Raw genomic sequence first — 17,998 nt, 5'->3', positions numbered from 1 at the left:
CCGAAACAGGTCACCAACCCATACCAACCGGTCAGCGGCTACCGCAACGGGCAGACATCGACATGCATCACGAAGGTCACTCAGCGAAAAACGCACCCCACAGCTAGGGCTGCTTTCCAAGATCTCTGGTGTGGCGTTCGCGTCTCCAGCTGCTCGGTGAGGTCGCGAATATCCGTTTCATGCAGTGTCGCGTATCGGCCGATACAGCCCCGGCACGAATCCAGCGGCGACAGGACGAGAACCCGGCACGACGCGACGCACGCTGACTCCTGCCTCAGCGACAGCGCAGTCCAGTCGGTACGCCACGGCTTCTCTTCCCCGAGCCCAGCTCAACGCTCCGGAGTTGGTGGTAGACACCAGCGGCGGATACCGGCATACCCTCGACGAGATCGTCGCCTTCGCCGACGCCGGCCGATGAACGGCCGGTGAGCTCCGTAGTCACAAGATCGGCCGTCCACGAAATTTGCAACTGGCCGCTGATATGCGTTGCCGGGCGGCATGCGGGCCGAGTCAGCTGCTGCTGTGAAGAGCACTCTCAGCGAGCTTCCGTCGTTCGTCAGGGTGCTCGAAGTAGTACTTGATTGCCTTATATGCAGGCAGCGCGTTGGCCCCGAGCCACTGGGTGCGGGCGATCATGAACGGTAGGGCCTGGCCCTCGAAGCCGCCGATCCGGCCGGTGTACCGGCGTTCCCGAGTCCGGTTGGTCGGCAGGGCTTTGACGGTGATCCAAGGGCTGGGTCCCTCCCGTGCCAGGACGTCAACGACCGCCTCCCAGGGCATGAAGTGCTCCAAGAAAAGGGAACGGTGGTAGACCCCAGTGGGCGTCAGCACGATCTTTCCCGGCGCCAGGCGCAGGAGCACGACGAGGTACCAGCCGATGAGAACCCCGGAAGCGAGACCAAGGATCGCGAGCACCCATCCGGCCGGCGTCGCCTGCCGGGCGATCACAGCCGCGAAAGCGACTGCACCTAGCGCAAAAAGGCCGAACACGACGGACAGCCAGTAGTACGGCCAGAACGCGTACCGGAAGCTCAGACCCGTCTCCCCCTGATCGTTGACGTCGGTGACCGGTGGGTGATCGGCGGGGCGGGGCCGCTGCATGATGTTGATCGACATGCCGGCGAGGTGTGCCAGCAAGAGAGTGCCTACGCCGAAGATGATCGCGTCAGCAACCTCGCCGGTGGCGATGGCGGCGGCGGCGACCGCCGCAGTGACCAGGGTCAACACGACGAAGCCGGCCGCGGCCAGCACACGCACCACGGTGCGATGAGCCTTCGGCCACCCGGCTGGTGGATCCTCGTGGGTCGGGAACATTCGCGTACGCCTTTGTCGTGGTCAGAAGATTGAGTGCCAGACCTTGCTGGCGGTGTGTCCGACGGCCTCGCCCGCGTCTTCCACACCATGACCGATGGCGTTGAAACCGCCCTCGATCGCCGCCTTGGTACCTGGCGCCAGCCTGTCGTAGGCGGCGTCGAGGGCGCCGCTGGTCAGCATGCCGACGCCCGCGCCGATGACCGCGCCGGCGACCGTGCCGACCGGGCCGGCGACCATCGTGCCGATCACCATGCCGGTCCCGGCCGCCGCCAGGGCGCCCCCGACCCCGCTGATGACCGCCTTGCCGACCGGTTTGCCCGTGTGGATGTCATAGCCGATGTCCACCGCGGTCAACGCCAGCCCGATGACCGGCAGCCGGGCCTCGAACTTGCTGCCGATCCGCAGAGCGCTGCGTTCCACCTGGTCGGCTTCGAGGAACTTGTCCCACGAAGCCAGGTTCAACGCCTTCGACTCGGCGGTGCCACCGGCCGTCTTGAGATAGTGCGCGACCAGCGACTCCGACTCGCCCCTGAGCGCTTCCGCCTGCGCTTTCAGGATGCTGACGTGCTTCTCGGCCAGGGCGCCGACGATCCCGTCGTTAGCGAAGTCGGCGGCCACGATCAACGGCTTGCTGGTCAGATCGCCGAGCACGTTCGACAAGGTGTCCTTGGCGAAGTTGATGACGCTGCGGGAGGCATTCGCCTGGGCTTCGGCCTCCGCGAACGCGGTCAGCTTCGCTTGATGGTCGTTGTAGGCGGTGACCTGCGCGTTGTACGCATTCACCTGGTCGGCCGTTGCTGCCGCGGCCGGCTGGGTCGGCAACGAGGGGCCCGCGCCCGGGTCGACGATCGTGTCGCCTTGCAGGGTGAGGCCGCCCTGCCGCGCGATGTCGCGGGCGCGTTCCATGCCGGTCTGCGCGGTGGTCAGGTCGTCGGCGTACGAGTGAAACGCGCCGGAGACCTTGTCGACGTCGGCGCGCAGCTTGTCGGCGTCGCGGCCACCAGTGTCCATCTTGCTGTGGAAGGCCGGGCCGGCGTCGCCCCGCCAGCCTGTCTCGGCCTGGTCGCGAACCGCGAACAGGTCCGTGACGCTCTGGTCGACCGCGGTGGCCAGTGATTTGCCGAGCCAGTCGGCTGAGCCGCGGATGCTGGACGGGTCGCCCTCGATGTGGGTGTCGATCGGCATCAGTACCCCCGGAAGGAGTTCGCGGCCGACTGGTCCTTGGCGGCGTAGTCCTTGCGAGCGTTGGTGACTTCCTCGCTCGCCCCCTTCATCCCGAGCACGATATTGCCGGCGCTGCCGGTGAGGTGAGCGATGGCCGCGCCCATGATCCCGGAGACGTCACCCGCCTTCGGTATCCCGGGTGAGGCCTTCCCGACCCCGTCCAAGGCATCCGCGGCCTGATTCAGGCGACTGGCCATCGAGTCGAGGGCGGGCAGATCCGCATCGGTTCCCCCGGCCATCAGATCTCCTCTCCGGTGCGCCGCAGCTCCTCCGGGATGTCGAGGTCAAGCAGGATCAGCTCGAAGCCGGTGGCCAGCCGCGCCTGCTCCAGATCTTTGGTCAGCATGACCGTCCACGGCTGCGCCGGACCACAGTGCTTGATCAGCCGATCCATCGCCGAGTAGACCAGCAGCGCCAGCCGGCCGTCCCGGGTCACCCGCAGGTCGATCGTCAACTCCTGGTCCGTTTGCGCCGGCGCGCAGGGCACGTAGACGACCGGCGGGAACGTGTGGGCCGGATCAGTCTTGCCGCCGAGAAGCCGCTCGGTATCCAGCGCGTCACTCTCGGGGAAGTCACCCATGGGCCGCAGTCTACAAACCTGAACCCACCGAGCGAACCCACGCGAGCGTTCCGTCATTGCGCACGAGACCGGAGGCCTTCAGCAAGGCGTCGTGGTTCGTTGGCGGGTAACGCGGAGACCGCCGCAAACCTGCGGCAGTACATCGTGAGCCGTGAAGCGGCGCGTATTCCATGCGCCCAGCGCTCGATCATGAGCGTGGCCGAAAAACAGACGCGCTCGCTAGGCTCAACGCCTACCTTCAGCGGTACCTCAGGATCACCGCTAGCGACGGAGACGGAAAGCCCCATGATCACGGCCGGCGAGCAGATTCAGCGCGTGGATGAGGCGATTTGCCAGAACATCGCCTCGCTCACGGATCAACGTGCCTTGCTGTCGCAGAACCTTCTCGCCCAGCTGCGCAACCTGGTCGAAGGCGTCGCCGTGCGGCTGCACACGGGGCGGGACGACGCCGAGTTCAACTACGCTGCCGTCGATCCCGGACTCGCCTTCGTCAAGACCAGGGCCAAGCTCAATTTCCTGGCCAAGTTCCACAAGCTCATCCAGATCAGCGCCTCCCACTACACCCTGGACGGCGACTCGTCGGAGCGCTTGATGCTCAAGTACTACGAGTATCTCCTGCGTATCCGCACCCTGCTGAAGGACAGCTGCAGAATCTCGGTATTGGCCAACCTGGAGTCGTTCCCGATCGATCTCGACCCCTCGCTGCGCGAATACCACGAGAAGATCGCCGCGAGGATCGACATACTCCGGCTGACGCCGGTCGACGGGAGCATGCGCGCCCGGTACTACATCCACAAGACCCGCCCGTTCTTCGTCGACGGGGGCATCTACTACGAGATCACGTTCTACCGGGCCGTCAACAAGGTCAACAAGACCGACCGCATCATCGCCTTCACCGACATCGACATGACCGACAAGTACTCGGCCATGCTGACGCTGCAGCACGACGCGATCGAGGTGCTCGATCAGACCATGCCGATCACGGTGATCCGTGAGTGGGAGGTCTCGATCCGCCCGTGCGAGTTCGACAACTTCGCACGTCTGTTCGACATCCCCACCGAGACCCGGATCAGTTCGTCGGAGTACATCTACTTGATGCGCGGGCTGACGGCCGGCTCCGGAAGCCTGCTCGACCTGATCGACATGCCTGACGACAAGTACCAGGCGACGCGGGCCGAGGGCACGGCGCTCGTCAAGTCGCCGCAGATCTTCGCCGCGCTGGACGAGGCGCGCCGTATCGTGCGCGCGGGCCTGCCGGGCCATAACGTCATCCGCTACCTCATGCTGCAGATGAACAACCTCGTGCTGAGGCGGCAGTACAGCTGGGACGGCTGCGCCCGCCTGTCCGGCTTGAATCTGCAGTACGGCTGCATCCCGTTCGACGAGATGCCCCTCTGCACCTCGCTGCCGGGACACAACCCACGGTTTTGGGACCTGGCCGAGAGCCTCGACGTCTCCACCCGTAAGCACGAGCTGCTCGCGCGGCATGTCAAGAGCAATGTCGAGCGCCGCGGGTTGCTCTATACGCCTGTGGCGGATCTCGAGGGGTTCGGGGACGTCGGCGCGCTGGTCACCACCTACAACAGCAAGATCTACTACAAGCACGCGGGGCGGCGGCTCGTCCTGGACAAGGGGCACGTCTTCATCCAGGGTTACGAGGACGACACGTTCGCGATCGTCGAACAGCTGCAGAAGCTCGCATCCTCGGGGATCGACGGCTACACCGCGGCGGTCGAGCGCTGGCTCGGCGAGAAGCCACGGGGCATCGACGACGAGTTCAAGAGCGACGCGCTGAAGCAGTTGTTCAGCCAGTCGAAGGTCGCGCTGATCTACGGGGCGGCGGGTACAGGTAAGTCGACGATGGTGGACCACATCGCGAACTACTTCAACGACAAGTCGAAGCTGTTCCTCGCCCACACCAATCCGGCGATGAACAATCTCAAGCGCAAGGTCACGGCGCAGGGCTCGGACTTCCGGACGATCAGCAGCCACATCCACCGGGCCGTCTCCGCCGTGGAGTACGACGTGCTGGTCATCGACGAGTGCAGCACCGTCAGCAACGCCGACCTGCTGAAGGTGTTGGAGCAGACGTCCTTCAAGTTGCTCGTGCTCGTCGGTGACGTATACCAGATCGAGTCGATCCAGTTCGGCAACTGGTTCAGCATCATCCGCTCGTTCATCCCCAGCACCTCGACGTTCGAGCTGACCACCCCGTTCCGGACGACGAACACCTCGCTGCTCGGCTTCTGGAGCAAGGTCCGCAACCTCGACGACGACATCGCCGAGGTCATCGCCCGCAACGGCTACTCGACCGTGCTCGACACGTCACTGTTCAAGCCCCAACGCGACGACGAGATCATCCTCTGCCTGAACTATGACGGCCTCTACGGCATCAACAACATCAACCGATTCCTGCAGAGCAGCAACCCGAACCCTGCGATCACCTGGCGTGACTCCGTCTACAAGGTCGGCGATTCGGTCCTGTTCAACGAGGCCGAGCGGTTCCGGCCTGTCATCTACAACAATCTGAAGGGGCGGATCGTCGCCATCGCCTTGGCCCCCGGACAGATCCAGTTCGACGTCGAACTCGACCGGCCGCTCAGCGAGTTCGACGTCGTCGGCGAACTGGAATGGGTGGAAGACTCGACCGTGCGCTTCTGCGTCTACGACCACGACACCAGCGACACCGACGACGACTCCCTCAACACCACCGTCCCGTTCCAGGTCGCCTACGCCGTGTCGATCCACAAGGCGCAAGGCCTCGAGTACGACTCCGTCAAGATCGTCATCACCGACGCCAACGAGGACGACATCACGCACAACATCTTCTACACCGCCGTCACCCGTGCGCGCGAGAACCTACGGATCTTCTGGACGCCGGAGACCCAGCACGCCGTCCTGCGCAGCCTTCACCGAATTGAGAGCCCGAAGGACGTGGCCCTGCTGTCAAGCCGTCGCGGTCTCATGCCGCTCAACCGATCCCGGCGGCCCTGACTACGGCGATTGGTATCGCTTGGCGTGGCTGGCCTACGGGATCTAGTGCCCAGGTCACCATGACCAAGCGTGGGCCACGTAGCGTGATGTAGCCCACCGGGCGAGCAAGACTCATGCCAGCGGAAGTAGGCCCTCGGTTAATTGCTGGTCCAATGTCAGAAACGCGCGCCCGACATCATTCAGTGTCAACTGAAGTCGCCAGTGAGCTACCTCGCCATCCTCCTCGTACGGGCGAAGCTTGTGCCACGTCTGTGCACGTCGCCATTCATCGAACGATTCGCCATAGAAATACCGACCGTCTTCGGAGTCCCATATGCCGCAGTCAAGCTCATACTGGGCGAAGTCGTAGTCATGGTAGTGGTCTTCATCCACTTGAAGGTCCGCCCAAGGGAATAGACGCGGCAACTCCTCCGCGTAGTCAGCAAAGGGGAAGATCAGATACGGCCAGCTACGATCTCCAAGATCGTCGCCGTCCTGATTTTGGGCGATGAGCTTCAATGCCGCCCTGCCTGACGACTTGTTGACCCATTCCTCCACCGTCAAGGTCAGTTGGCCACCGTCGTGGAGTAGCTGCATCCATTGCTTTGCTAACTGGTACTGCCTCAGTCGAAGAATGTACGGGTCCGCGTATGCGAGCCTTTCCAGCTCTTCCCGCCAATCCGGAACCAGTTGCTGCGCGAAGGGGACGATCATCTTCCAATGCTTTCCGGTGGAAATCAGCGTTTCGCGATTAACCGTCTGCCACCACGCCCGTCTTTCATTCAGATCGACCAAAACGACCAATATGGGAAGTGAATGGGTGAGCCAGTAGTCAACGTGCTTATGGTCCGGGCGATACACGAAGCCGTCATCTGACTTCTCCGTCAAATATGACGGACCTGTCTTTATCTGGAGGCCCAAGAGTCGCCCAGTGCCCAGACCGTCGATCACGCACTCGACGTGTGCGTCCACCCCAAGGTCGCTCTCCAGTTGATCCCGAAAAAGCCATCCAAAGTCCGCGGTGATGGCGAGTTCGGTGAACGCAACCCCAGCGCGCTGGGCCGGCTCCGACGGGGGGACCTGCATGCAAGCATTATGGCGCAAGGCTTTGTATCCCATGACCGGATCGCAGCAACGTGGACTCCGTACCACCTCGCCAACGTTCTGCGAACGGCTTCAGCGCGACATCGAAGGAGGTCCGCGTTCACCTCATGCCTGGGCGTTTTGTCATATACTTGCCGTAAACGTTCGAGTGAGCATGGACCCGAAGACATGGCGGCTATCGGGGAGACTCCCCGTCCGGAGACCGATACGACGAGGCTCAAGCGGCCCGGCGGCCTAGGCGAGCAACTGGCCCGGTTGCGGCGCGAAGCCAGGCTCACTCACAAGGCAGTTGCGCGGACCTGGACATGACCGACAGCTGAATCGCCATGGCACCGCGACCCTGGTCACGCCCGACCTCCGGCGCACAACAGCCGCAGTTAGGACAGCAGATCACGCATATGTGACACAGATCTCAACAAACTTACAACAAGTCGCCGCCGCACCTCCAAATGGGTAATTTTGCCCGGATCTCAGGTAATGAATCCCCGGCTGCGACACGGCTGAACTCTACAAAGAAGAAGTGGCTGACCACGAACAGCACGACCTGCCGCACGCCGAGCCGGCGCAGGCAGTGGTCGACCGGGTCGGGCTCGGGACCGGCGTCGATGACGACCGCGCGGGCCGGCCCGGCGGGCAGCACGATCGCGTCGCCCTGCCCGACCGCGCACACCACGATCACCCAGTTGTCCGGTGGCCAGCCGGAGGCGAGCATCCGAACCGGCAGGGCGCCCAGCATGCCGGCCAGGGCCGCCACCAGCACCAGCCGTCGTACGATCACCCGGCGAGCCGCCACCAGTAGGGCCACCGTGATCGCCCCGAGCAGGAGCGCACCCCACACCCCGGCGGGCCAGGGCAGCGCCCCGGCCGGAATCCGGGCGCCGTAGGTCGCCACCAGCACGAGCCACCTCGCCGGCCAGTGCGCCAGCCACGCCGCGAACCCGGCCCCGCCGGCCCAGACCGGCGAGAGCACGGCCGCGGCGACCCCGAGGAGGGTGGCGGGCGCGATCGCGGGGACGACCACGAGGTTGGCCGGGACAGCGACGAGGCTGATCGTGCCGGACAGGCCGGCGATGACCGGGCCACAGGCGACCTGCGCGGCCGCGGGGACCGCCAGCGCCTCGGCCGCACCGGGCGGCCAGCCTCGCCGCCGCAGCGCGTCCCGCCAGGGCGGCGCAAGCAGGAGCAGACCGGCCGTGGCCAGCGTCGACAGTGCGAACCCGGGATCGGCCGCGAGTTCCGGGTCGTACAGGATGAGGCCCGCAACCGCCGCACCCAGCGCGGGCAACGCGGCCCTGGGCCGCCCGGAGGCGAGGCCGATCAGGCCGATCGCGCCCATCCCGGCGGCGCGCAGCACGCTGGGCGACGGCCGCGCCAGGATCACGAAGCCGACCAGCACGATCGCGCAGACCACGGCTCGCGTCACCGGCCCCGCGCGGGTCCACGGCATCGCGAAGAGCACGACGCCCAGCAGGATGGCCACGTTGGCCCCGGACACGGCCATCAGATGGGTCATCCCGGTCGTCCGGAAATCGTCGCTCAGGGCCGGATCCAGCCGGCTGGTGTCGCCCACGACCAGGCCGGGCAGCAGGCCACCGACGTCGTGGGGCAGCGGCTCGCAGGCGCGCTGCAGACCGGCCCGCAGCGCTCCGGCCGCTCGTTGCGCCCAGGGCGGCTGCCCGATCAGCTCCGGCGCCTCCTTGCTGGAGACCACGGCCGCACGGAGGTCACCGCCACGCGGCGGCAAGAGTTTGCCCCGGGTGGTCAGCCGCTGCCCGGGCAGCAGGCCGCGCCAGCCGGGATTGCCACCGAGCACCAGCGCCCGCGCCGACAACCGCAGCGGCGCGGCATCCTCGGCGCCGACCTCGCGCAGGTCGACCGCGACCCGGTAGGTCGGCGGCAGGCCGGGCGACCCCTGGATGGCACGCGGGTCGTCGCGGACCACGGCCTCCACCCGTACCGGATCTCCGGCCCGGATCAGCGCGATCAGCGGCCCGGACTCCCGGATCGTGACCCGGGCCCCGGTCATGCCGGCTCCGCAACCCGCGCCGAGCAGCGCCGCCACCGCGATCCAGCGGGCCGGATGCGGCGGCAGGAACGCGACGGCCAGGGCCGCCCCGCCGAGGGCACCGGCGCCGAGCAGGAGGCCGGAACGGGCGGAAAGGAACAGCGCCGCGAGCGAGGAGAGCCAGACCGCCACCGCGAACCCGGCCAGCCGAAGATCGGTCATATGGTCACCAGGTCCTTGAGCTGTTCATAGCGGGCGTCGCCGATGCCGTCGACCTTGCGCAGATCGCTGACCGCCTTGAAGCCGCCCTGGGCGTCACGCGCGGCGAGGATGCGCTGGGCGAGGACCGGGCCGACCCCGGGCAGGGTGTCCAGGTCGGCGAGGGTGGCGGTGTTCAGGTTGACCAGGCCACCCGGCGCGGCGGCCCCGGTGGCGGCCGGACCGGCGGGCATCGCCACGCCCGGGGACGGGGTGACGCCGACCATGATGAGCTCGCCGTCGACGACCTTGCGGGCCAGGTTGAGCATCGCCACGTCGACGCCCGGCTCGGCGCCGCCCGCCGCGTCGAGCGCGTCGGCCACGCGGGCGCCGGGCGGCAGCCGTACGAGACCGGGCTTGCGAACCTTCCCGCCGACCGCGACCACCAGCTCGGTCGCGACCGGGCTGGCGCCGGCGTGGCCGGACGGCTCCAGCACCGCGCCGGTCGCGCCGAACGAGGGCGGGGTGACGTTGTCGACCCGCGGCCGGGCGTGCCAGGCCAGGTAGGCGGCGATCGCGAGCACGGCGGCGGCCACCGCGGCCAGCGCCTTGACGCCACGCCGGCCCGGGTCGAACGCGCCGAGGCCGAACCGGCGGCCGGCCTCGGGCGGGTCGCCGCCGAAGGCTCCGGCGCTGCTCAACGATGGGTCCGGCGCGTCGAAGGCGGGATCGGGCGGATCCGGCCAGGGCAGCGCGTCGTCCGGATCCTCCGGCAGAACCCAGGCGGGCGGCGGCAGTGGACGATGCGAGGGATCGACGGGGCGCAGGGTCGGCATCCGCGAGGAGCCGAACGGCTCGGCGTCGGGCATGAGATCTCCGAGATCGGGCGGCGGGTCGGGCGGTCTTTCCGCGGGCGGGGCGGGTGGCGCGGCCGTCGTGGGCGCGGCCGTCGGAACGGTCGCCGCGAGGGATGCCGGCGGCGAGGCCCACGGCGTTCCCGGCCGGAAGCCGCCGGTCGTGTCCGATTTGGACTCCTCCGGCACGGCGATCACCGGCGTCTCGCCCTCCGGCAACGGATCCAGGTCGACGTCGTCCGGCCAGGAGGAGATGACGTCCGACCAGCCCAGCGGCTCCCCGACCTCGGCGAGATCGGTGAGCGCCGTCGTGTAGCGGGACGGGGCGACCGGCCCGCCGTACAGAATGCGGCGCGGGGCGGCGGTGACGGCCTGATCGCGTACGTCATGATTCGTCGCGGCCAGGACCGACCGCAACCTTGCCGCTACGACGTCGTCCTCACGCACGCCAGGCACGGTAGGGAAATCGCCGGCTCGGCGCTCGATGTGTTTTGGACCCTGTGGATTGTGGATAACTCCCACGACCGGCCCTTTTGTGCTATGGACTTGCGGGTGAGAACGGGGATTACGGCGGCGGCGCTGGCCGAGTCGATCACGCGGTTGCGTGCCGCGGGCTGCGTGTTCGCCGAGGACGAGGCGGAGGTGCTGAGCGCCGCGGCGGCCGATGAGATCGCCCTGCGGGCGATGGTCGAGCGGCGCGCGCTGGGCGAGCCGCTGGAGCAGGTCGTCGGCTACGCCGACTTCTGCGAGGTACGCGTGCTCTTGCTGCCGGGTGTCTTCGTTCCCCGCGTACGCAGTGAGCTCCTGGTCCGGATGGCCAGCGCGGCCACCTCCACGGGGTCGATCGTGGTCGATCTGTGCTGCGGGTCCGGCGCTCTGGGGCTGGCCGTGCGCGGGCGACGGCCGGCGATCGAGCTGCACGCGGCCGACGTCGACCCGGTGGCGGTGGCCTGCGCCCGGGACAACCTGGTCGAGAACGTCTACCAGGGCGACCTCTTCGAGGCGCTGCCCACGCGCCTGCGCGGCCGGATCGATGTGCTGCTGGCCAATGTGCCCTACGTCGCGACCCGGCACATCCCGCTGCTACCGGCCGAGGCCCGCGACCACGAGCCACGTACCGCGCTGGACGGCGGCGAAGACGGGCTGGACGTCTTCCGGGCCGTGATCTCCGGGGCCGGCGAGTGGCTCGCGCCCGGCGGCATCGTGCTCTCCGAGATCACCGAGGCGCAGGCCGAAACAGCCTTGGCGGCGGTACGGGACGCCGGGCTCGCCGCCGACCTGGGCCACGACGACGATCTCGAGGCGTGTGTCGTCCGCGGGCAGAAAACTGTCGGTCCGGTGCGCTAAGGTCGGCGGCCTCAGGGAGATGGGGCGTCGGGTGGGCCTGCTGGAGAGGATTGCCCGAGCGCGACTCGGCGGTCAGGTGATCCGCCGGTTGCGCCGAGCAGGGTTCACCGACGCACGGTACGAAAGACGCGGTTTCCGGGTCCGTTTCACCGCGGACGGCGACGATACGCCGACGATCCTGGAGCTGGCCCCGTTACTGGCGGTGCGGGGCCGGCGACGGAGAGGCCAGGTGGATCGGTTCGTCGCCGGCCTGGTAGCGGCGCCGGAGCTGCCGCGGGACTGGGCCGAGGTGCGGCCGCTGCTGCGCCCGGTGTTGCGGGGAGGCACACCGGGGTCGCCGTTGCGGCGCCCAGTCCTGCCATTCCTGTACGAGTACGTGGTGGTCGATCAGCCGGAAACGATGACCTACGTCGGGCCGGATCAGCCGGCCGGTTGGGGGGTGAGCGCGGAGCAGGTCTTCGCGGCGGCCCGGGCGAACCTGTCCGGGGCGGTGCTGCAGGGGGTGGCGAGCGAGCCGGTGGTGGTGCGGTTCGTCGACGACGGGGACGCCTACTGGACGTCGCACTTGCTGCTCGAGCACTGGCTCGAGCGGTTGGCGGGACAGGTGGGCGGGGTGCCGGTGGCGTTCGCGCCGGAGCGCGGCACGTTGCTGGTCACGGCGGACGGAAGCGAGCACCTGCGGGGACTCTTCGCCCAGGCGGAGGAGATCTACGCGGGTTCCGCACGGCCGATAACCCCGATGGCGTACGTGTACGACGAGCGCGGTTGCACGGTGCCTTACACGGTGGCGCCCGACCATCCGCTGCACCAGACGGTGCGGCGGGCCGAGCGGGTGCTGGCCGTCCACGAGTACAGCCGCCAGGCCGCCCAGCCGCCCGACGAGCCACCCGCCCAGCCGCCCGACGAGCCACCCGCCCAGCCGCCCGACGAGCCACCCGCCCAGCCGGCCGAGCCCGCCGCCCCACCGGACGACCGGACAGACGCGCCCGGCCGTGGGGCGAGCGCCGCCCCGCAAGGGAAAGACGCCGCCGGATCGGGGATGGGTGCCGCCACGACCGGGATGGACGCTGCCGCGCAGGCGACAAACGCCACCGCGCACCAGACGGACACTGCCGCGCACGCGACCGACGCCACCGCGCACGGGGTGGCCGCGGCCATGGCGGAGTTGAGGCTTGTGGGCTCGGCGGACGAGGGTTGGCGCACGCGGGCGATCTGGGATCGCGACGAGGCTGTGCTGCTCCCTGAGGCCGACGAGGTGCAGGTCGGCGAGGACGTCCGGCCGTGGAACGAACTGCTCCCCCACCTGACCGTGGTTACGGGCTGTGAGCCCGCGCGCTGGGCAGCTACCGGCTGGCCGCAGATCTGATCCGCAGGGGCCGCACGACAGTGGTGGCGGGACCAGACGAGCGCAGGACCGGCCGCTGGTCGGGCGAACGCACTGCGGCGCGAGCGCAGGACCGGCCGCTGGTCGGGCGAACGCACTGCGGCGCGAGCGCAGGACCGGCCGCTGGATGGTAGCCGCGGCGCCGCCGTGCGATTGCCGCGTGCCGGGTGGGCGGCTCGTGGGGCGTCAGAGGCGGCGATGGACTACTACGCCGGCGACGCCGGGGCCGACGTGGGCGGCTACTACGGCGCCGATTTCGGTGATGTAGGAGTCGCGTAGGCGGGTGGTCAGGCGCATGGCAACGGCGTCGGCCAGGGCTGCCGCTCGTTCGGGGGACTGGAGGTGGTGGACGGCTATGTCGACGTCGCTGTCGGCGGCTGCCTCGACTGCCAGGTCCACCAGTTTGGCCAGGGCTCGGCCGGCGGTGCGGACCTTGTCGCGGACTACGATGGCGCCGTCCACCACGTGCAGGATGGGTTTTACCGCCAGGGCCGTGCCGAGTATGGCCTGGGCTGCACCTATGCGGCCGCCTCGGCGTAGGAACTCCAGGGTGTCGACGTAGAAGAGCGTGCTCACCCGGGAGGCGTGGTCGGCTGCCTCGTCGCGTACGGAAGCCAGGTCTTTGCCTTCGGTGGCGGCCTGGGCCGCGGCCAGGGCGGCGAAACCCAAGCCCATGCCGGTGGTCTTGCTGTCGACCACCCGGACCCGGTCGCCCAGGTCGGCCGCGGCCAGGCAGGCGGCCTCGTAGGTGCCGGAGAGCTTGGCCGACAGGTGCACCGACACGATGCCGTCCGCCCCGGCGTCCAGCAGTTTCCGGTACGCGTCGGCGAACTGGGACGGCGCGGGGCGGGACGTGCTGACCATCGAGCGGCGGGCGCTCAGGGCGCGGGCCACCTCGGCCGGCTGGATCTGTTCGCCCTCCGGGCCCTCGGTGCCGTTGATCACCACGGTCAGGGGTACGACGGTCAGGTCATACGAGCCGCTCAGTTCGGCGGGCAGGTACGCGGTGGAGTCGGTGACAACCGCGACGGGCATGCGAGGCACGTTAACCGATACTCGCCCCCGCACGGTGGCAAGGCGCGATCACGCGGGCCGACGTCACACGGCGCGATCAGGCGGGACCGACCGACGTCACGATGAACGGCGTGCCCTGCTGGCAGGTGGTCATCATGCCCGCCTTCGAGTAGCCGGTGACCGTCACCGTCTTGCCCACCGGCGCCTGCGCCCGCAGCGACGGGTCGTCGAAGTACAGCGTGTGGGAGCCGGCCTTGTCCTTGATCACCTTGCAGTTGGGCTCGACGCCGGCCTCGACCGTGCCGGTCAGCGTCTCGCCCGCGCCGTTCGCGGAGGGCTCCAGCGAAGGCGAAGCCGAAGTCGAAGTCGAGGACGAAGGCCCGGGGGAAGCCGAGGAGGCGGGCGCGGATGAAGACGGCAGGGACGACTGCGCTGACGACTCGGCGGAGCCGGCGGACGGCGAGGCGTTGTTGCCGGCGCACCCGGCCAGGCAGAACAGGAACGTCAGCGCGACAGCGAATCGACGAGTCAGCATGATCCTTGGACGGTACCCGATGGTCGCCGGTTCCTCAGAGCGGCCAACGGCACCTCAGACCGGCGGCGGGACCGGCCGGTCCGTGAACGGCCCCACGTTGTACGCCGCCACCTGCCACCCCCGCTCCCGGTCGTGGGTCAGCTCGACCCAATGACAGTTCTGCAGGGCGCGCAGCGTGCGCAGCTGCTCGAGCGGCCACCCCAGCATCTGCCCGATCCCCTGCCGGGCCGCCGCGCCGTGGGTGGTCACCACGACCGTGCCGCCGGGCGGGGACAGCGCGGCCGCCGCGTGCAGCGCCTCAGAGACGCGTCTGCCCAGGTCGGCCAGGGTCTCGACGTCGCCGCCGACCTCCTGGCCGTGCTGCCAGCGGTCGTACTGGGCGGGGTGGAGCTCGGCCACCTCGGTCATGGTCAGGCCCTGCCAGTTGCCGAAATACCGCTCGCGCAGCCGCTTGTCGTAGTTAATCGTCAAGCCGGTGAGCGCGGCCAGCGCCGCCGCGGTGTCGGACGCGCGGTGCAGGTCGCTGGAGACGATCGCGTCGGGCCGCATCTTGATCAGCAGCTCAGCGGCGTCGACGGCCTGCTGCCGGCCGACCGCGTTCAGCGGCACGTCGGTCTGGCCCTGGACGCGGTGGCTCGCGTTCCAGTCGGTGTTCCCATGCCGCCAAACGATCAACCGGCTCACGACGCACGCCCAAGAAGCCGGCTCACGCGGCACGCCCAAGAAGCCGGCTCACGCGGCACGCCCAAGAAGCCGGCTCACGCGGCACGCCCAAGAAGCCCGCTCACGCGGCACGCCCAAGAAGCCCGCTCAAGAGACCACCGTTTGAAGCGCGCGAAACGCCCAAAAGCGGCAAAAGGCGCAAACCGGCTCACGATGCGTCGGCTTCGACCATGTCCCGGTCGACGAACGGAATCGTCGGGCAGTCTTTCCACAGCTTGTCGAGGGCGTAGAACTCCCGCTCCTCGGCATGCTGCACGTGGACGACGATGTCGACATAGTCGAGCAGCACCCAGCGACCCTGCCGCTCGCCCTCACGGCGCACGGGCTTTGCCTTTTCCGGCAGGTTGACCAGGGCTTCCTCGATGGCGTCGACGATCGCGACGACCTGCCGCTCGTTGGAGGCGGAGGCGATCACGAAGGCGTCGGTGATGTAGAGCTGCTCGGCGACGTCGATGACGACGATGTCCTGCGCCTTCTTGTCGGCGGCGGCCTGCGCGGCCGTCATCGCCAGTTCAAGAGCGCGATCGGTGACGGGCAAGAGCGTCCCCTCAGTCGGTGTCCTGGAGCTACAAGCGTCTCACACCGGTGTGACATTTCCCGAGCCCCGATAGAGCCCCCGCTTGTTGATGTACTGAACGACACCATCGGGCACCAGGTACCAGACCGGCTGGCCGGACGCCACCCGATCACGGCAGGCGGACGAGGAGATCGCCATGGCCGGCACCTCGACCAGCGTCACCGTGTCGGCCGGCAGGTGGTCGTCGGAGAGCTCGAAGCCGGGCCGGGTGACGCCCACGAAGTGCGCCATGGTCAGCATCTCGAGCGCGTCCCGCCAGCTCAGGATGCGGGCCAGGGCATCCGCGCCGGTGATGAAGTACAGCTGGGCGTCGGCCCCGAAGATCGCGCGCATGTCCCGCAGCGTGTCGACGGTGTAGGTCGGCCCGTCCCGGTCGATGTCCGCCCGGCTCACGTGGAAACGCGGGTTCGAGGCCGTCGCGATGACGGTCATCAGGTAGCGGTCCTCGGCCGGCGAGACCTTGCCCTTCTCGTACGGCTGACCGGTCGGCACGAACACGACCTCGTCCAGGTCGAAGCGGGCCTGGACCTCGCTGGCCGCCACCAGGTGCCCGTGGTGGATCGGATCGAAGGTGCCACCCATGATCCCGATCCGGCGCATCAGAAGAGAATATGCGTTTTTCCGATCAAGGGCGGCGGGCGGGGCGGTTGGATGGAGATCAGTTGTCTAGGCGCCGGCGTACGGCGGCAAGCAGGTCACCTGCGGTAAAAGGCTTCTCGAGCAGGGCCACCCCCGGGTCGAGCGTGCCCTGCGAGTGCAGCACCGGCTGGGCGTACCCGGACATGTAGAGCACCCGGGTGTCCGGCCGCACGCCGGTGAGCCGCTCGGCCAGTTCCTTGCCCAGCATCCCGGGCATCACCACGTCGCTGACCAGCAGGTCGATCCCGCCCTCGTGCCGGGCGGCCAGCTCCAGCGCCGACGCGCCGCACTCCGCCGTGAGCACGTGGTAGCCGGCTCCCGAGAGGATCCGCCCGGCAACGTCGCGCAGCGCCGCCTCGTCCTCCACGACCAGCAACGTCTCCCCGCGCCCCCCGGCAGGCGAAATATCCGAGGAAAGCGAAATGTCCGAAGTGTTGGCGGGAGCGGTGGGCAGCAAGACGTTGACGGTGGTGCCGACGCCCACCGAGGAGGTGAGCGATATTTCCCCACCAGCCTGAGTGACGATGCCATAAACGGTGGCCAGGCCCAAGCCCGTACCCCCGCTGCCTTTGGTAGTGAAAAACGGCTCGAAAGCGCGCTCCAACACCTCAGCGGACATCCCCGCCCCCGAGTCACTGACCCGAAGACGCACCCGATCCCCATGCCGCCCGGTATCGATCACCAGTTCACCGCCGCCGGGCATCGCATCCCGGGCATTCACCGCCAAGTTCACCAGCATCTGCTCGATCTGCCCCGGATCGCACACCACCGCCGGCAGCGACGGCTCCGCCCGTACGAGCAAATTGATGTGCTCCCCCAGCGACCGCCGCAGCATCTCCTCCACCGAGTGGATCGCGGCATTGAGATCAAGCACCTGCGGCCGCACCACCTCGCGCCGAGCGAACGACAGCAGTTGATGGGTGAGATCGGTCCCGCGCTGTCCCGCCTTGACGACCTGCGCCGCGTCGGCCGCGATCGCCGAAAGGTCGGGCGACGCCGACGAAGCCTCCTCGATCACGAAGTTCGCGTAGTTGACGATCACGCCGAGCATGTTGTTGAAGTCGTGCGCGATCCCGCCGGCCAGCTGCCCGAGGCTCTCCAGCCGCTGGCTGCGGTGCACGTGCGCCTCGGCCCGCAGCCGCGCCTTCTCCTGCTCGGCCCGGTCCCGCTCGCTGAGGTCCCGGATCACGCAGACGGCGAGCCGCCCCTGCGGCGTGTCCACGATCGCGACCGACGACTCGACCGGGACCTCGCCGCCGTCCCGCCGCCGGATCGTCGTGATCACCGCGCCGATCGGCCCCGGCCGGCCCTCCTCGAGTCGGCGCCGCCGGGCCGGGGGCATCGTCCGGGCATCCTCGGTGACCAGGGTGTCGATGCTCTTGCCGAGCAGTTCGTCCCGGTCGAATCCGGTGAGCTGCTCGGCCCGGTCGTTGATCAGCACGATCCGGCCGTCGTCCATCACCAGGATCGCGTCGGGAGCGGCCCGCAGCAGCCCGCCGGCCAGCTCCTCCGACCACTCCACCGCCC

15 protein-coding genes and 1 pseudogene are annotated in these 17,998 nt (G+C 68.5%); 3 read left to right on the top strand and 13 right to left on the bottom strand.

Going from position 1 to position 17,998, the window contains the following annotated elements; genetic code table 11:
• Positions 1-510: 510 nt before the first annotated feature.
• The 4 genes from IH26_RS0148465 to IH26_RS0148450 form a co-directional block, all read right to left on the bottom strand.
• Positions 511-1,260, bottom strand: coding sequence for a hypothetical protein (locus tag IH26_RS0148465; protein ID WP_157437784.1), 750 nt, complete (start codon positions 1,258-1,260; stop codon positions 511-513).
• 75 nt (positions 1,261-1,335) lie between these two features.
• Positions 1,336-2,499 carry a WXG100-like domain-containing protein gene (locus tag IH26_RS0148460; protein WP_030443097.1) on the bottom strand — a complete coding sequence of 388 codons (1,164 nt, stop codon included), beginning with the start codon at positions 2,497-2,499 and terminating at the stop codon, positions 1,336-1,338.
• Positions 2,499-2,777: a hypothetical protein gene (locus IH26_RS0148455; RefSeq protein ID WP_030443096.1), complete on the bottom strand. Its 279-nt coding sequence runs from the start codon at positions 2,775-2,777 to the stop codon at positions 2,499-2,501. Before IH26_RS0148455 ends, IH26_RS0148460 begins: the two co-directional genes overlap by 1 nt.
• Positions 2,777-2,992, bottom strand: coding sequence for an SAV_915 family protein (locus IH26_RS0148450; RefSeq protein WP_245666029.1), 216 nt, complete (start codon positions 2,990-2,992; stop codon positions 2,777-2,779). Before IH26_RS0148450 ends, IH26_RS0148455 begins: the two co-directional genes overlap by 1 nt.
• A gap of 54 nt (positions 2,993-3,046) precedes the next feature.
• On the opposite strand from IH26_RS0148450, the gene IH26_RS0148445 reads away from it, so the two are divergent.
• Positions 3,047-6,112, top strand: coding sequence for an ATP-dependent DNA helicase (locus tag IH26_RS0148445; protein WP_211268904.1), 3,066 nt, complete (start codon positions 3,047-3,049; stop codon positions 6,110-6,112).
• 111 nt (positions 6,113-6,223) lie between these two features.
• Here IH26_RS0148445 and IH26_RS0148440 read toward each other — a convergent pair whose 3' ends face one another.
• From IH26_RS0148440 to IH26_RS0148430, 3 genes and pseudogenes are all read right to left on the bottom strand, one after another.
• Entirely contained in the window at positions 6,224-7,210 is a 987-nt protein-coding gene (locus IH26_RS0148440) for a DUF4365 domain-containing protein (protein ID WP_084599798.1), read from the bottom strand.
• Between the two features lie 502 nt (positions 7,211-7,712).
• Positions 7,713-9,422: pseudogene (locus tag IH26_RS0148435) on the bottom strand (ComEC/Rec2 family competence protein); the annotation flags it as partial.
• Positions 9,419-10,234, bottom strand: coding sequence for a ComEA family DNA-binding protein (locus IH26_RS0148430; RefSeq protein WP_425394470.1), 816 nt, complete (start codon positions 10,232-10,234; stop codon positions 9,419-9,421). The pseudogene IH26_RS0148435 and the gene IH26_RS0148430, both read right to left, overlap by 4 nt.
• Before the next feature lie 570 nt (positions 10,235-10,804).
• Between IH26_RS0148430 and IH26_RS0148425 the strand changes: the two genes are divergently transcribed.
• Both IH26_RS0148425 and IH26_RS62435 read left to right on the top strand, forming a co-directional pair.
• Positions 10,805-11,599 (top strand): putative protein N(5)-glutamine methyltransferase, encoded by a 795-nt coding sequence (locus tag IH26_RS0148425; protein ID WP_245666028.1) that lies wholly within the window; start codon positions 10,805-10,807, stop codon positions 11,597-11,599.
• A gap of 229 nt (positions 11,600-11,828) precedes the next feature.
• Entirely contained in the window at positions 11,829-12,965 is a 1,137-nt protein-coding gene (locus IH26_RS62435) for a DUF1444 domain-containing protein (protein ID WP_211268903.1), read from the top strand.
• Between the two features lie 204 nt (positions 12,966-13,169).
• Here the strand turns inward: IH26_RS62435 and IH26_RS0148415 are convergent, their stop codons facing one another.
• From IH26_RS0148415 to IH26_RS0148390, 6 genes are all read right to left on the bottom strand, one after another.
• Complete coding sequence (locus IH26_RS0148415) at positions 13,170-14,018, bottom strand: DegV family protein (protein WP_030443088.1); 849 nt, start codon at positions 14,016-14,018, stop codon at positions 13,170-13,172.
• Between the two features lie 76 nt (positions 14,019-14,094).
• Positions 14,095-14,532, bottom strand: a complete 438-nt coding sequence (locus IH26_RS0148410) for a hypothetical protein (RefSeq protein WP_051809886.1) — start codon at positions 14,530-14,532, stop codon at positions 14,095-14,097.
• Between the two features lie 54 nt (positions 14,533-14,586).
• Positions 14,587-15,216, bottom strand: a complete 630-nt coding sequence (locus tag IH26_RS0148405) for a histidine phosphatase family protein (RefSeq protein WP_030443086.1) — start codon at positions 15,214-15,216, stop codon at positions 14,587-14,589.
• A gap of 187 nt (positions 15,217-15,403) precedes the next feature.
• Complete coding sequence (gene rsfS / locus IH26_RS0148400; RefSeq protein ID WP_030443085.1) at positions 15,404-15,793, bottom strand: ribosome silencing factor; 390 nt, start codon at positions 15,791-15,793, stop codon at positions 15,404-15,406.
• Positions 15,794-15,832: 39 nt separating this feature from the next.
• The gene (gene nadD / locus IH26_RS0148395) at positions 15,833-16,432 is read right to left on the bottom strand and encodes a nicotinate-nucleotide adenylyltransferase (RefSeq protein WP_030443084.1); all 600 of its coding nucleotides are present in this window, start codon (positions 16,430-16,432) and stop codon (positions 15,833-15,835) included.
• A 58-nt stretch (positions 16,433-16,490) separates the two neighbouring features.
• Entirely contained in the window at positions 16,491-17,993 is a 1,503-nt protein-coding gene (locus IH26_RS0148390; protein WP_030443083.1) for a hybrid sensor histidine kinase/response regulator, read from the bottom strand.
• Positions 17,994-17,998 lie beyond the last annotated feature (5 nt).

The sequence above is a fragment of the Actinoplanes subtropicus genome (genome assembly GCF_000721705.1).
In the GTDB taxonomy this organism is placed as follows: domain Bacteria; phylum Actinomycetota; class Actinomycetes; order Mycobacteriales; family Micromonosporaceae; genus Actinoplanes; species Actinoplanes subtropicus.
This window is presented reverse-complemented; position numbering and strand designations above follow the sequence as displayed.

Coding starts and splice junctions, on each gene's coding strand:
- IH26_RS0148460 (WP_030443097.1), bottom strand. CDS start 2,499: ATGCCGATCGACACCCACATCGAGGGCGACCCGTCCAGCATCCGCGGC.
- IH26_RS0148455 (WP_030443096.1), bottom strand. CDS start 2,777: ATGGCCGGGGGAACCGATGCGGATCTGCCCGCCCTCGACTCGATGGCC.
- IH26_RS0148440 (WP_084599798.1), bottom strand. CDS start 7,210: ATGGGATACAAAGCCTTGCGCCATAATGCTTGCATGCAGGTCCCCCCG.
- IH26_RS0148430 (WP_425394470.1), bottom strand. CDS start 10,234: ATGCCGACCCTGCGCCCCGTCGATCCCTCGCATCGTCCACTGCCGCCG.
- IH26_RS0148415 (WP_030443088.1), bottom strand. CDS start 14,018: ATGCCCGTCGCGGTTGTCACCGACTCCACCGCGTACCTGCCCGCCGAA.
- IH26_RS0148410 (WP_051809886.1), bottom strand. CDS start 14,532: ATGCTGACTCGTCGATTCGCTGTCGCGCTGACGTTCCTGTTCTGCCTG.
- nadD (WP_030443084.1), bottom strand. CDS start 16,432: ATGCGCCGGATCGGGATCATGGGTGGCACCTTCGATCCGATCCACCAC.